General features: G+C 64.7%; 13 protein-coding genes. 8 read left to right on the top strand and 5 right to left on the bottom strand.

What is annotated here, in order from left to right:
• Positions 1-9 precede the first annotated feature (9 nt).
• On the top strand, positions 10-1,998 hold the full coding sequence (locus LZ519_RS09455; RefSeq protein ID WP_249868426.1) for an ATP-binding protein: 1,989 nt from the start codon (positions 10-12) through the stop codon (positions 1,996-1,998).
• Here LZ519_RS09455 and LZ519_RS09450 read toward each other — a convergent pair.
• Positions 1,955-2,818 (bottom strand): hypothetical protein, encoded by an 864-nt coding sequence (locus LZ519_RS09450; RefSeq protein ID WP_249868425.1) that lies wholly within the window; start codon positions 2,816-2,818, stop codon positions 1,955-1,957. The genes LZ519_RS09455 and LZ519_RS09450 overlap by 44 nt on opposite strands.
• 10 nt (positions 2,819-2,828) lie before the next feature.
• On the bottom strand, positions 2,829-3,845 hold the full coding sequence (locus LZ519_RS09445; protein WP_249868912.1) for a diacylglycerol/lipid kinase family protein: 1,017 nt from the start codon (positions 3,843-3,845) through the stop codon (positions 2,829-2,831).
• Between the two features lie 145 nt (positions 3,846-3,990).
• Here LZ519_RS09445 and LZ519_RS09440 point away from each other — a divergent pair, with 145 nt between their 5' ends.
• The 6 genes from LZ519_RS09440 to LZ519_RS09415 all read left to right on the top strand — a co-directional run bounded on the left by LZ519_RS09440 (position 3,991) and on the right by LZ519_RS09415 (position 9,649).
• Positions 3,991-5,190 carry an LptF/LptG family permease gene (locus tag LZ519_RS09440; RefSeq protein ID WP_249868424.1) on the top strand — a complete coding sequence of 400 codons (1,200 nt, stop codon included), beginning with the start codon at positions 3,991-3,993 and terminating at the stop codon, positions 5,188-5,190.
• Positions 5,190-6,284, top strand: a complete 1,095-nt coding sequence (gene lptG, locus LZ519_RS09435) for an LPS export ABC transporter permease LptG (RefSeq protein ID WP_249868911.1) — start codon at positions 5,190-5,192, stop codon at positions 6,282-6,284. Before LZ519_RS09440 ends, lptG begins: the two co-directional genes overlap by 1 nt.
• 76 nt (positions 6,285-6,360) lie before the next feature.
• Positions 6,361-6,555 (top strand): hypothetical protein, encoded by a 195-nt coding sequence (locus tag LZ519_RS09430; protein WP_249868423.1) that lies wholly within the window; start codon positions 6,361-6,363, stop codon positions 6,553-6,555.
• Entirely contained in the window at positions 6,555-7,100 is a 546-nt protein-coding gene (locus tag LZ519_RS09425; protein ID WP_249868422.1) for a cupredoxin domain-containing protein, read from the top strand. Before LZ519_RS09430 ends, LZ519_RS09425 begins: the two co-directional genes overlap by 1 nt.
• Positions 7,084-8,769 (top strand): cbb3-type cytochrome c oxidase subunit I, encoded by a 1,686-nt coding sequence (locus tag LZ519_RS09420; protein WP_249868421.1) that lies wholly within the window; start codon positions 7,084-7,086, stop codon positions 8,767-8,769. The genes LZ519_RS09425 and LZ519_RS09420 overlap by 17 nt, the downstream gene beginning before the upstream one ends.
• A gap of 1 nt (position 8,770) precedes the next feature.
• Positions 8,771-9,649, top strand: a complete 879-nt coding sequence (locus tag LZ519_RS09415) for a c-type cytochrome (RefSeq protein WP_249868420.1) — start codon at positions 8,771-8,773, stop codon at positions 9,647-9,649.
• Between the two features lie 262 nt (positions 9,650-9,911).
• Here the strand turns inward: LZ519_RS09415 and LZ519_RS09410 are convergent, their stop codons facing one another.
• Positions 9,912-11,006, bottom strand: coding sequence for a fatty acid desaturase family protein (locus LZ519_RS09410; RefSeq protein ID WP_249868419.1), 1,095 nt, complete (start codon positions 11,004-11,006; stop codon positions 9,912-9,914).
• A 128-nt stretch (positions 11,007-11,134) separates the two neighbouring features.
• Between LZ519_RS09410 and LZ519_RS09405 the strand changes: the two genes are divergently transcribed.
• Positions 11,135-12,274: an N-acetyltransferase gene (locus tag LZ519_RS09405; protein ID WP_249868418.1), complete on the top strand. Its 1,140-nt coding sequence runs from the start codon at positions 11,135-11,137 to the stop codon at positions 12,272-12,274.
• Positions 12,275-12,281: 7 nt separating this feature from the next.
• On the opposite strand, the gene LZ519_RS09400 is transcribed toward LZ519_RS09405, so the two are convergent.
• A complete protein-coding gene (locus tag LZ519_RS09400) occupies positions 12,282-12,956 on the bottom strand; it encodes a DUF2490 domain-containing protein (protein ID WP_249868417.1) in 675 nt (224 codons plus the stop codon).
• A 96-nt stretch (positions 12,957-13,052) separates the two neighbouring features.
• Positions 13,053-13,730: a phosphate signaling complex protein PhoU gene (gene phoU, locus LZ519_RS09395; RefSeq protein ID WP_249868416.1), complete on the bottom strand. Its 678-nt coding sequence runs from the start codon at positions 13,728-13,730 to the stop codon at positions 13,053-13,055.
• Positions 13,731-13,739 lie beyond the last annotated feature (9 nt).

Here is a 13,739-nt window from a genome sequence, read left to right as displayed (position 1 = left end):
ACTGACGCCATGACGCCGAGTGGGGATGCGGTACGCTTCGACTGGAGGCGCGGGGGAGCCGCCGCCGGCGCGCTAGTCGCAGTCCTCCTCCTTCTCGGCCTCGTCGTCCTCGTCGCCTGGTCCAACGGAGAACGCGACAAGGCGCTCGAGCTGGAGCGCCACGCCTACGACGTCACCATCCTTACGCGCTCGATCGACGCCAACGTGTCGCGATCCGAGGCAGCGCTCGGGCGGTTCGCGCTCGATGCCGATATCAAGAACAGCGGCAACGTCTATCTCAGCTACTGGCGCCTTGCGGGCCACCAGATCGGGCAGCTGAAGCGAGCCGCCAGCACCACCCGCGACCAGCAGGACCGGCTCGCGGAGCTGCAGGCCATCTACGACCAGCTGGGCGCCAAGTTCGACAATGTCGCCCGGGTGATCACCGCCCACCAGGGCGACCTCGGGATCAGCTATTATTATGCGGCCGCCGGCCCGAAGGCGGACCCGCCGCTGCAGCCCGCGCTCCACGCCAAGCTCCGCGAGATCGCCGAGAACGAGCGGACGATCCTCCAGCAGCGGATGGAGCGGACTCGGTTCTTCTCCGCTCGCGCCGACCGCTTCACCGATTATCTGAGCTGGCTTGGGCTTGCGGTCGGAATCGGCGCGATCCTGATGGGGGCGGTGGCGATCCAGGCGCTTCGGCAATTCACCTATGCGCGTCGACTGGCGGAGAACGAATCCGAGCGTGCGGAGGTCTTGGAGCAGGCGGTTCGAGACCGCACCCACGAGCTTTGGGAGGCGAACCAGGCGCTGAAGGCCGAAGCGGCCGAACGCGAGGCTGCGGAAGCACAGTTGCGACAGGTCCAGAAAATGGAGGCAGTAGGCCAGCTGACCGGCGGAATCGCCCACGATTTCAACAATATGCTCGCCGTGGTCGTCGGCGGAGTCGATCTCGCGCGAAGGCGGCTCAACGGTCCTCGCCGAGAGGTGATGGCCCATCTCAACAATGCGATGGAGGGCGCGACCCGCGCCGCGGCGCTGACCCGGAGATTATTGTCCTTCGCACGCTCCGAGCCCTTGCTGCCTGAGCGGGTCGAGCCAAGGCAACTCGTCGGGGGAATGTCGGACCTCCTCGACCGCACCCTGGGCGAGCGGGTCCGCATAAAGGTCGATCTCGCCGCAGACACCTGGCCCGTCTACGTCGATCCGCACCAGCTCGAGAATGCGATCGTCAACCTGGCGGTGAACGCCCGCGACGCGATGGACGGCGCGGGACGGCTGAAGATCAGCACTGCCAACGTTAAGGTTTCCGCAAACGAGGTCGGCGATATTCGGCCCGGCGAATATGTCCGCATCTCCGTCACCGACACCGGGTGCGGAATGCCGCCAGAGGTGAAGGAACGCGCGTTTGAACCGTTCTTCACGACCAAGCCAGTCGGCAAGGGGACCGGTCTCGGCCTCAGCCAGATCTTCGGCTTTGCCCACCAGTCCGGAGGCGAGGTCGGGATCGACAGCCAGGTCGGCAAGGGCACGACCGTTTCCATCTATTTGCCCCGAAGCTCGGTCCAGCCACCGATCCGGCTCCATGCCGCGACAAGTCGCATGAACGAGGAGGAACGAGTCCCTGGAGCACGGATCCTCGTCGTAGAAGACGATCCGCGGGTGCGGACCTCCACGGTCGAGGCGCTCCAGGACCTGGATTACGACCCGGTCGCCTGCGCCAGCGGCGAAGAAGCGATCGGAATTTTCGACAAGCAGACCTTCGACCTCGTCATCAGCGACGTGATCATGCCGGAAATGACCGGGCCTGAACTGATCAAGATCCTGAAGGAAAAGCGGCAGGATTTCGCGGTGCTGTTCGTCACCGGCTATGTCGGGGAAAGCGGCAGCGACTCGCTCATCGGCCACGAGCTTTTGCGCAAGCCATTCACGGTCGGCGCGCTAGCATCCGCAGTCGCCACCGCTCTCCAGTCTAGCGAATTGCCCCCGACCGCAGCAGCCGCGGAAGCAAGGTAATTCCTGCCAGAAGCGGCCAGCGCCGCTGCCAGCCCTTCAGCTCGATCTGCGTTCCGGCGTGGCGGTTGATCTTCCAGGCAATGTAGTCGGCGCCGCCGGCGAAGGTGAAGCTGGCCTTGGCAAGCCGAGCCACCGACAGGAATTTCCCTTCCACCCTGCGCCATGCCCAGCTCGGCTGGCGGGGCAGCTTGGGCGGTGTCGCGGCTATGGCAGGGGCGCTGAAGCGCTCGTACCGCTCCCGCTCCACGTCGACGACCGAGCTTGCACGTGCCCGCCCCTCCGCTCGCAATTCGGCGGAATATGTGAGCGCGAACGCCCGCCGCCACCAATCCAGCGGGACTTCACCCTCGACTCGCCCGGCCGCTGCGAGCAGCGTCGGCGCTGCTCGGGATACCGCGTCAATTGCCGCCACCCGAGCGCGCTCGTCGGCGCTCCACACCAGCCGCGAAGGCTGGGCGAAACGCGCCCACACCGAGACGCTGCTCGCTTCCGGGCCGTTGAGACGGTAGAAATCCGCCTCGCTCAGCACCGCATATTTGGCGACGAGCCCGCCGTGCTCAAAATAGAAGACGTTGGGGGGCAGCAGCCGGTTCGCGACGGCGAGCCATTTGCGGTCGTACGCCTCGCGATAGTCCGAAACGATCAGGTAGAAATCGAGCATCAGCCCTTCGAGCTGCTTCTGGCGAAGGCAGGAGCCGTAGAAGAGCACCGCCCGCGCCGCCTTGCCGTGCGCCTTGGCGATGGCTTCGGCGAACTCGGCCACCCGTTTATCGACGGGCGAATCCAGCTCCTCGGCGACGAGGTCCCTAAGCTCGCGCATGTGGGAAGGCCTAGGCCGCGAGGCGGACGAAGGACAGCGGCCGGGCCGACCTTAGGCTGATCGGGCTTCCGCGATTGGCGCGGAACGTCTCGCCGTCGAGGATGACGTTGGAGCTGTCGCCTTCGATGGTGATCTCGTCCGCTTCCTCGAAGTGGATTCCGCGCATCTTGCGGCCCTTGTAGCCGCCGGTCATCCCGGCGATCAGCGCACGGAGCACCGACGACGGCCGCTCCTCGATCGCAACCAGCTTCAGCGGCCCGCGCCCCTCGCCACCCATCTCGCCGGACAGGAGGAGCTTCTCGAGCGTCGTGACGATGAGCAGGGTGAAGCGGCCGGTGATCGAATGGGTCGAGCCGGTCGAGACCTGAAGCATGCTTGCCTTTGGCGGGAGGAAGCTCGCCTTTATGCCGGACAGCAGCCGGAACAGGACCGCGATCGCCGTCAGCCCGTGGCTTACAGCGTTGGGAAGGCCGAGCGGATAGATCTTGTTCCTGCAGTAAAGCATGGTGTCGGCAAGGCCGGCGCCGCCGAGGAACATGCCGATCACCGGCCGCTCCGATCCATCCTCGCGAAGCGCGATCAGTTCCTTTGCCACGAGATGCTTGCCAAGGTCGCCCTGGGCGAGCTCGACCAGCCGCTCGAGCGCCACGATGGGGTCGCCGTGCACTCCGAGGTCGAGGGCGATCAGGTTGGTCTTGCCGCTCGGGATGACCGCGACCGGAGGCGGCGAGCCTTCGAAATGATTGCCGTTGTGGATCGCCGTCAGCGCCGCCTGGACGGTGCCGTCACCGCCGTTGATGACCAGCATCTTGGGCCGCACCCTCGCAATCGACGTCAGTGCGTCGCCAATCTGGTCCACATGCTCGACTTCGTAGTGGAAGATGTCGGGGTGCTCGGCGCAATAGCTCCGGATCCGGGACAGCTTGGCGATGTTTCCGGTGGACCTGGGGTTCGAAAGGAGGGCAACGCGCGGCCTCGATGCCAGCCGGCGGCACTCGGCCGCAGCCGAAGGCGTCGCGACCGGCATCGCCTCATTTTCCTTCAGCTGTGTTTTCGACATGGCTTTGAACCGCTAGACCTCGACAAGACCGAGCCGTTCGGGAAAGGCTTTGGCCCACTTGCCCGTTTCCACCCGCTTTGCGGCCAAATGATGGTGTAGGGACGACCAAATATTGAGCCGCCTGACGCTCATCGACCGATATCTCGCCCGCTCGATCGCGGTGCCGCTGTTCGGGACCCTCATCCTGGCGGCGATGCTTCTGGTGCTCGACAAGATGCTCCGGCTGTTCGACTTCGTCGTCAACACGGGCGGCCCCGTCAGCGTGGTGTGGCGGATGCTCGCCAACCTACTCCCCGAATATTTCTCGCTGGGAATCCCGATCGGGCTCCTGATGGGGATCCTGTTGGCGTTCCGGAAGCTGGCGCTGTCGTCGGAGCTCGACGCATTGCGCGGCATTGGCGTCGGGTTCGGCCGCCTCCTTCGCGTGCCTTACATGTACGCGGCGGTCCTGATGGTGCTGAACGCTGTGATCGTCGGCTACCTCAATCCCTACGCTCATTACAAATATGAAGGCCTCCGCTTCGACCTCCGCTCGGGCGCTCTCGGAGCGTCGATAAAGGTCGGCGAATTCAACCACATCGGCAAGCGCCTTACGCTTCGCATCGACAGGAGCGAGGAGCACGGGACTCGGCTGCAGGGCATCTTCGTCGCTGCCGACGACGGCCACGGCGGAAGCGTCGCCGCAACCGCGCAGGGCGGCCGCTTCCTGTCGACCGACGACCCGCGTGTGATCCTGTTCAGGCTTCACAACGGTAAGTTGGTTCAGCAATCGCCCAAGTTCGCCTCGCCCCGCACGCTCGCCTTCAACAGCTACGACCTTCCGATCACTGTTCCGGCGATCGATCCCTTCCGCGGGCGCGGCCTCGACTATGACGAGCTATATTTCAGCGAGCTGTTCCGCCTCGGCTATCGCGGCGAAGCGAAGAGCCGGGAGCAGATGCTCGGCGCGCAGTCGAACTTCCATTTCCGGGTGGTCGAGATCCTGATGATGGCGATGCTTCCGATGCTGGCCGTCGCCCTGGCCGTGCCGCCGAAGCGAAGCACGTCGGCGCTCGGCATCTTCGTCGGGATCGTGCTCGTCGTCGCCTACCACAAGGTCAATCAGTACGGTCGATTTGCCGGGGCCCAAGGGCGCCTCGACCCCATTCTCGCGATGTGGGTGCCGTTCACCATGCTCGTCGCGCTGATCGGCTGGATGTACCACGTGATCGCGCACAAGCCGGGCGGCCAGCCGATCGGAGCGCTCGAATGGGCGGCGGCCAAGCTCGTCCGCCGGATCCGTTCGCTGATGCCGCGGGCACGCCCGGCGTGATCAACCTCGAATTCTTCCCGTCGCGCCAGCTCGCTTTCTACACGGTGCGCCTCTACCTGACCCGAAGCTTCGCCGTCCTCGTCGGGCTGGTGCTGGTCCTCATGGCGCTCGACCTTCTCGGCGAATCCGGAAAGATCCTCGCGGTCCCGGGCAACGGCGATGCGCAGCTTTGGGAATATGTCGGGCTCCGGATCCCGCTGCTCGTGTCGCGCTTCCTTCCGTTCTCCGTGCTTCTGGGGACTCTGATCGTCTTCGTCGGGCTCAACCAGAACAGCGAGGTGGTTGCGATGAAGGCGGCCGGCATTTCGGCCCACCAGATCCTCGCTCCGCTGATCGTCGCAAGCGTCGCCGTCGCGGTGCTCGCCTTCGCGTTCAACGAGACCGTCGTCGTCCGCTCGGCGCGGGTCGTAAACGCCTGGACCGACAATGACTACAAGCCGATTCCACCGGAAAGCGGAGTGCTCAGCAACGTCTGGCTGATCCACGACGGCAGCCTGGTTCGCGCAAGGCAGGTCGCCGGGCACGGAAGCAGCTTCCGCGCGGAGGGGCTGACCATCTACGAGCGCCAGGGCGGCGAATTGAAACGCATCGTCGATGCCGCTCGAGCGGTGCCGGAGGGCTCCGCCTGGAGGCTCGACAACGTTCGAGTCTACGATGCCGGAATGAACCTGGTCCGCAAGCTGCCCCGCACGACAGCGCTCGAGGGCGTCGCACGCGAGGAGCTGACGCTCGCCAAGGTCGACCCCGACGAGACCGGCTTCTTCCCCCTCCGGCAAAAGATCGAGGACATGGAGGCGGCCGGAAAGACGACCTCCGCAGCGCGCGCCGGGATGTGGCACAAGATCTCGGGACCATTGTCGATCCTGCTGATGCCGCTCCTCGCCGCGGTGGCCGCATTCGGCCTTGCGCGGTCCGGCCAGGTCCTCCTGCGCGCCTGCATCGGAATGGCGCTCGGCTTCGCCTATTTCGTCGCGGACAATTTCAGCCTGGCGATGGGAAATGTCGGCGCCTACCCGCCGATGCTCGCAGCCTGGGCGCCTTTCTTCTTGTTCCTTCTTGTCGGCGAAGCAGTCCTTATCCGAAGCGAGGAATAGGTAATTCCCCCAAGCTTGACGCGACGCCCGCGCCGCTGCTTAGTGACGCATCTAACGCGCCGGACAGGGGGTGCGCTTGGCTGAAGAATCCTACCCGGCGACGGCTCACGATTTTTCGAGCGACGCCGAAGAGCTGGAAAGAATTGACGCCGCGGGAAGCGAGGCGCCGATGGGAGCTGCGGCCATTTCCGCTGTCGCCGTCGCCGCCCTCCTGGTTGGCTGGCTGATCCTTTATTTCTTCATTTTCATCCCGCGCGGGACGGTCGGCTGATGGCGCTCAGCGAGCAATCGATCGTCAAGTCGGAGGTTCGCTGGGCCCTGGTCGTCGGGGGAACGGTCGCCCTCATCCTCGCGGCGATCCTGTTCGCGGCGATCACGATGCACATGAATCCGCCGAGCAACCGCGAATATGCGGATCCCAAGACGCTCCACCTGTCCGCCGAGTTCACCGAGGCCAATCTCGGGACGACCGTCGACCCGAACGGCCGGATCGTCGCACGGATCATCGCCACGCAGTTCGAGTTCGTTCCCAACTGCATCATTCTGCCGGCGAACCGTGACGTCACCTTCCGGGTGACGTCTCCCGACGTCATTCACGGGCTCCTGATCACCGGCACCAACGTCAATACGATGGTCGTTCCGGGCTATGTGTCGCAGGTGCACACGCGCCTGACGAAGCTCGGCGACCTGCTGATGCCGTGCCACGAATATTGCGGGCTCGGCCACAGCCAGATGCTGGCGACGATCAAGGTGGTTCCGCCGGAGCAGTTCCGGCCCGATGCCGAGGGGAGGGCGAGCTGTGGCGACGCTAGCTAAGCCGGCTCCGGCGGCGCCTCGCCGCGGTCGCACGTCCGCAACGGCCGAGCTCCAGACTTCGCGGCTCGTCCTCGCCCACATGTGGCTCGCCTTCGCCGCGTTCGGAATCGCGATCCTTCTTGGCGTCTGGCAGATGTGGGCCCGCAGCCCGGTCGAAGCGCCCTACCATACCGCCGCCAATTACTTCCGCTCCGTGACTCTTCACGGAGTGTCGATGGCCTATGTGCTGACGACCTTCTTCATCATGGGCTTCGGCTATTATGTCGCCGAGACCTCGCTTCGGCGGCCGCTGCCGGGCCTTTCGATCGCCTGGGGCGCCTATATCGTCGGCCTCGCCGGAGTGCTGATGGCGGCGCTGTCGGTCCTCAGCGGCAATGCGTCCGTCCTCTACACCTTCTACCCGCCGATGACGGCCACGCCCTGGTTCTACATCGGGATCACCCTGACGGTGGTCGCATCGTGGGTATGGTGCGTGCTGATGCTCGTCGCCATGCGCCAGTGGAAGGCCGCCAACCGAGGTAAGCCGGTGCCGCTGGTCATGTACGCGACCGTCGCCAACGCGGTGATGTGGCTGTGGACCACGGTCGGAGTTGCCGCCGAGCTCTTGTTCCAGGTGATCCCTGCGGCGTTCGGCTTCAACTCGACGATCGACGTAGGGCTGACCCGGACGCTCTTCTCCTGGACGCTCCATCCCATCGTCTATTTCTGGCTCTTCCCCGCCTATATCGCCTTCTACACAATGGCTCCGCGGGCAGCAGGCGGACGCCTCTATTCGGACACGATGGGCCGGCTCGCCTTCGTCCTCCTGCTTCTCTATTCGCTGCCGGTCGGCATGCATCACCTGATGATGGACCCGGAGCAGTCGAACGGGTTCAAGTTCGTCCAGATGTTCCTGACGGCCCTCGTCACGATCCCGACGCTCCTGACGATCTTCACTATCACCGCCTCGTTCGAGATCGCTGGCCGCATGCGTGGCGGCCGCGGGCTCCTCGGCTGGGTCCGGACGCTTCCCTGGGATCGCCCGATGGTGCTCGCGACCGGCCTTGCCTTCGTGATGCTGTTCTTCGGAGGTGGCGGCGGGCTCATCAACATGAGCTACGGAATGAACGCGATGGTCCACAACACCAGCTGGGTCACCGCGCATTTCCACCTGATCTTCGGCGGCACCGTGGTCATCATGTATTTCGCGATCGCCTATGCGATCTGGCCAAGCATCACCGGCCGCTCGTTCGAGGACCTCCGCCCGTTACGGATCCAGCTTTGGATGTGGTTCATCGGGATGATGGTGATGACGCTTCCGTGGCATTGGACCGGGCTGTGGGGCCAGTGGCGCCGGGTCGCCGCCTTCGATTATTCCAACCCGATGATCGCGAGCTGGGGGCCGTGGGTGCTCGTCTCGCTTGCAGGAGGAGTGATCCTCGCGCTGAGCGGACTCCTGTTCATCTACAATATCGCGCTGCTTCACCGCGCCGGAGTCCCGGGCGCTCCAAGGACCATCGCCTACGCTCAGGCCATTCACCCGCCCGAGCGGGTGCCGGCGTCGCTCAACGGATTTGGGCTGTGGAATCTGCTCGTCGCGCTGCTGATGCTGGTCGCCTACGGCTATCCCATCGCGCAATTCTTCATCGACCCGCCGCCGCAGGCGATGATCCACAGGCTGGCCGAATAAGATGGCCCGCAAGCCCGCTCCCAAAGCGACGAAGAGCCGTTCGCCGAAGAAATCGCCGGCCGGCGCTCCCCCCGCGCACCACGTCCTGGACCGGCCGTGGCGAGTGTGGGCAACCGCGGTCATCGTCCTCGCGCTAGGCGTCGCCGGCCTTCTCGGCTTCGTCATCGTTCCCGCGGGTCAGCGCGAAAATGCCGGCCTGTCGATGGGCCATGCGATGGGCCGCGCAGCCGGCCTGGAAGCCGGATCGCCCGCCGTCGTACAACCGGTGAGCACGGCCCGGGCCATCCCCGTCTCCACCGTCAGCTGGGACCCCGAGATCATGAGCATCCTCGCGTCCGGCAACACTCGGCGCGGAGCTGACCTCGCGGCGCAGACCTGCGTCGCCTGCCACGGCGACAAGGGTATTTCCCAGACCAACTTCCCGAGCCTCGCCGGCCAGAGCTCCTACGCGATCTACAAGCAGCTCCACGACTTCCGCTCCGGCGCTCGAATTAACCCGCAAATGTCCCCTGTGGCCAAGGCCCTCTCGCCCGCCGACCTCGCGGCGACCGCAGCTTTCTACAGCAACGCGTCGAAGGAATATGCGGCGCTCGGAACCCGCGAATATGTCGGCGAGGCAGCCGTCGACCGGCTCGCTCGCGAAGGCGACAGCCGTCGCCGGATTCCCGCCTGCCTCGCCTGTCATATCAACGGCGCCGGCGGCCCGATCGAAACCCCGGTCATCACCGGCCAGAGCAAGGATTACATCCTCAAGCAGCTCAACGACTTTGCGTCCGGCGCGCGGAAGAACGACGTCTATGGGCGCATGCGCGAGATTTCGACGAAGCTCACGCCGCAGGAGCGCGAGGCGCTCGCGCGCTACTTCGAAGGCACGATCTAGCTCCGCATCGGAGGAATGCGCAAAGGCCGATTAGGGGCTGCGCCGGCAAGGCCCGGCGATGTTGCTCGCCGCTGCGCTCGCTGCTGTTCCTCCGTCATCCGCAGTCCATGCGGAAGCCACGGCAAGCGTGCGAATTGAGAGGCCGGTCAGCGTGCGCGCCGTGGACTGGGACCGACTTGCGAGATCGAAACGCAGCGAAAGGATAATTCGCGATGAGGAGGGGCGCCTCCTCCTGCTCCGCGTCGTCGAATGTGAGTGAGGCCTAGTCCGCGCGCCCTCGCCAGCTGCTGGCCGCGAGCCGGAGCACCAGCGGCGACAGACCGCGATGGCTTGCGTGGTGATAGATGGAATCCTGCTCCAGCTCCGCGCACAGCCGCCGGTGCGCCGTTCCAAGCGCATGATAGGGAAGTCCCGGAAGCAGATGGTGAAGTGCGTGATAGCGCAGGCCCACCGGCGCCCAGAAGACCGGCAATGTGCCGGGCGGCGGAACGTTGACGCTGTCGAGATACTGGGCGGTGACGCTCATCGCCTCGCCCTCATTCTCCCACAAATGCGCAACCAGCGTGCGCACCTGGTTGAGGAACATCACGCCCGACGCGACTGCAAGGAAGATCAGGAAATCGCGAAGCGGGATGATGCCGGCCGCAGTCAATGCAAGAAGCGCGATCGCCCAGACGCTGCACGCGATCTCCAGAAGCATCCAATCGCGAGCGAACTCGCCTTCCGGCTTTGGCCGGCGGAAGAGCGGGTTGATCTGCAGTCCCGAATATCGCTCGACGACGATCCGCCGAAGCTTGGGCGAGAGGAGCGACAGCGGAGCGAGGATCGCGAAGCGGATGAACAGCCCGACCGGCGCCAGGATCGCGGCGACCAGGAATACGGGCAGGGTCCACGGCTTCATCAGCGCCAGCGGCAGATATTCGGGATCGTTCGCGGTCCCGTAATAGGTCTTCGCGTGGTGCTGGTTGTGCACGCCTTCGTAGAGGAAGGACGGCACGAGAAGCGGAATGCCGATGATCAGGTTCCACGCCAAGCGAAATCCGGGCACCGCCCGCGGCTTCAGGTGGGTCAGCTCGTGGATGAAGCTTCCGGCGCGATACAACGCCAGTACCGCAACCAGCCCGGCCACCCCTGCAACTGCCGTCGACGGAGCAAGAATCGCCGCCGCAAGGCTTGCATAGCCGAGCAGCGCAGAGCCGAGCAGGTCGGCCCAGTAGATGAGGGCGCTGGGCGAGTTGAGGTCGCGAGTGAGGTTCGCGGCGGCCTTCAGCATCGCCTTGTCGTCGCCCGCACGAACGGCATCGCGCGCGGATGCGGGCGCGGCCGAAGTGCGCTCAAGGGTTGCCGTCTTGTTCATAAGTGCTTGCCTGTGCACGGAGATAGTGGCGCCATCGTGGCGTATCAATGATTGCGCGCTTCCATGCGAGGGCGCACGAGCGCATTCCCGCACTGGCGCTCGCCTTCGCCCCACGCTAGCCGTCCGCAATGGCAAGCAGTCCTACCATCCGTCCGGTCGAGACCAAGGCCGACCGTAAGGCCTTCGTCGACTTCGCATGGGAGGTCTATCGCGACGACCCTGCCTGGGTTCCGCCGCTGAAGGACGAGGTCCACGGCCTCATCACGCCCGGCAAGAATCCGTGGTTCGAGCATGCGAAGGCGAAGCTGTGGCTGGCGGAGCGGGACGGCAAAATCGTCGGCCGGATCAGCGCACAGGTCGATCAGCTCGTCCAGCAGCATATGGAGCAGGGGACCGGCCAGTGGGGGATGCTGGAGGCGCTCGACGGCGAAGCCGCTTCAGCGCTCATCGCCACCGCTGAGGACTGGCTGCGCGAGCAGGACATGAACCGCGCGCTCGGGCCGATCAGCCTGTCGATCTGGGACGAGCCGGGGCTGGAGATCGAGGGCTTCGACCAGCCGCCGACGGCGATGATGGGTCACCACCGTCCCGAATATCGCCAGTGGATCGAGGGCGCCGGCTACGAAAAGGCCAAGGACCTCCTCACCTACGAGGTCGACATCGCCCGCTGGGAAGACCCGAAGATCGACCGGCTGGTCGCGATGGGCGAGCGCAATCCGAGGATCCGCATCCGGCAGGTCGACAAGCGCAAGTTCGCCCAGGAAGCGGCGATCATCCTCAACCTCCTGAACGACGCCTGGTCGGCCAATTGGGGCTACGTCCCGCTGACGGAGAGCGAGATCGCCTACGCCGGCAAGAAGCTGAAGCCGATCATCTACAACGAACTCGTGCGCGTCGCCGAATATGACGGCGAGCCGGTCGCTTTCATGATCACGCTCCCCGACATCAACGAGCTGATCAAGGACCTCAACGGCGAGCTCTTCCCGTTTGGCTGGATGAAGTTGCTGTGGCGCCTTCGCAAGCCGCGCACGCGCCGCGCCCGCGTGCCGCTGATGGGAGTGGCCAAGAAGCTCCACGGAACCCGCCTCGCCTCGCAGCTTGCCTTCATGCTGATCGAGTTCACCCGCCGCGACTGCGTCGGCAAGTTCGGAATCGGCACCGGCGAGTTCGGCTGGATCCTCGAGGACAACAAGGGGATGCTGTCGATCGCGGAGCTACCCGGCGCCTACGTCAACCACCGTTACCGGATCTACGAAAAGCAGCTGTAGGCCCGCTTCAAAGGCTTAGCGCCAGGTTGAAGTAAGCGATGTTGTCGCTGGTGTCCGGGCCGCCGCTGATGAAGCCGTGCTGGTTCATGTAGCCGCCTTCGAGAGTCAGCGTCTTCGATACCGGAGTCGAGATGGTGATGAGGTTGCGAACCCGGTCGAGCCCGGACTTGCGCTGGAACGTGTTGGTGTTGAGGTTGAAGAACGGCTCGGTGCTCAGGTTCACCGCCGTCTTGCCGGCGATCGGAACCGAATATTTGAGATAGGGCCGGACTCGCCAACCGGTGCCGTCAACTCCGTCGCGCCAACGCTGCTCCGTACGCACCCGCCCGCTCAGCTTGCCTTTGCCGATCATCGCGAAGCCGTCGAACGTCACCTGCTCGCGGGCGCGGTGCTCCATCACGTTGAAATCGCCGCCGGAATATTGCGGATCGTGCGTGTAGCCGGCCCAGACGGTGACGACCTTGTTCAGCCGGTAGCCGAGCAAAGTGTTGGACTCGATCTCGTAGAGGCCGTTGCGATTGTCGCTGAAGCGGCCCGTGATCTCCTGCGACAGCCGCCACTTGTCGCTAAGCTTCACGGTGACGGCTGCGTTGGTCCAAAGCTGGCTGTCGGAAGCGGCGAGCGCCGGAGCCGGAATTGCGGCGGTGGTCAGCAAGGCCAGCGCGATTAGGTTGAGCTTCATTTCTACCCCTTGGGTTGGACACGTCTGTGTTGGCATCGCTCTAGGGCGTCACCGGGACTGGCATGTTGCGGCCAAGCTGCATTTTTGTGACTGCGCTCAATTCACCGAGTCCACCAGCCGCTCGCCGGTCGCCGCGAAATAGACCGTCTCTGCGATGTTCGTCGCGTGATCGCCGATCCGCTCGAGATTCTTTGCAACGAACAGCAATGTCGTCGACGCCCCGATATTCTGCGAATTTTCCATCATGTAGGTGAGCAAGGTCCGGAAGATGCTTTCGTAGAAATCGTCGAGAGCATCGTCGCGCGCGCAAACGGTCTTCGCTCCTTCCGCGTCGCGGCCGACGAAGGCAGCGAGTACGTCGTGGACCATGGACAAGGCGATCCTTGCCATTTCGGGAAGCAGCGACAAAGGCTCGATCTCTCCTTTTTTCGGAAGCCGCCGGACTCGCCGGGCGATGTTCTTCGCATAGTCGCCGATCCGCTCGCACTCGCCGGCGATCTTCAGCGCTGCAATGACATCGCGCAAATCGTCCGCCATCGGCGCGCGCAGAGCGATCAGCTGCACGACTCGGCGCTCCGCTTCCGCCTCCAGGTCGTCCAGCTGGACGTCCGCTTCCACCAGCTCGGCGGCCGCTGCCGCATCCCGTTCGACGAGGCAGCGCATCGCCTCGGTGATCGCCGCTTCGGCGAAGGAGCCCATATCGGTGATCAGCTCGCGAAGCTCCGCCATGTCCCGGTCGAAAGCTTTCAATGTGTGGCCCTGCGTTTGTTCCATAAGTCCGCT

It is taken from the genome of Sphingomonas anseongensis (assembly GCF_023516495.1).
Taxonomy (GTDB): Bacteria; Pseudomonadota; Alphaproteobacteria; order Sphingomonadales; family Sphingomonadaceae; genus Sphingomicrobium; species Sphingomicrobium anseongensis.
This window is presented reverse-complemented; position numbering and strand designations above follow the sequence as displayed.

Excerpts from the sequence above, each read along its gene's own strand:
- LZ519_RS09455 (WP_249868426.1), top strand. The coding sequence starts at position 10 with ATGACGCCGAGTGGGGATGCGGTACGCTTCGACTGGAGGCGCGGGGGA.
- LZ519_RS09450 (WP_249868425.1), bottom strand. The coding sequence starts at position 2,818 with ATGCGCGAGCTTAGGGACCTCGTCGCCGAGGAGCTGGATTCGCCCGTC.
- LZ519_RS09445 (WP_249868912.1), bottom strand. The coding sequence starts at position 3,845 with ATGCCGGTCGCGACGCCTTCGGCTGCGGCCGAGTGCCGCCGGCTGGCA.
- LZ519_RS09425 (WP_249868422.1), top strand. The coding sequence starts at position 6,555 with ATGGCGCTCAGCGAGCAATCGATCGTCAAGTCGGAGGTTCGCTGGGCC.
- LZ519_RS09415 (WP_249868420.1), top strand. The coding sequence starts at position 8,771 with ATGGCCCGCAAGCCCGCTCCCAAAGCGACGAAGAGCCGTTCGCCGAAG.
- LZ519_RS09410 (WP_249868419.1), bottom strand. The coding sequence starts at position 11,006 with ATGAACAAGACGGCAACCCTTGAGCGCACTTCGGCCGCGCCCGCATCC.
- LZ519_RS09405 (WP_249868418.1), top strand. The coding sequence starts at position 11,135 with ATGGCAAGCAGTCCTACCATCCGTCCGGTCGAGACCAAGGCCGACCGT.
- LZ519_RS09400 (WP_249868417.1), bottom strand. The coding sequence starts at position 12,956 with ATGAAGCTCAACCTAATCGCGCTGGCCTTGCTGACCACCGCCGCAATT.
- phoU (WP_249868416.1), bottom strand. The coding sequence starts at position 13,730 with ATGGAACAAACGCAGGGCCACACATTGAAAGCTTTCGACCGGGACATG.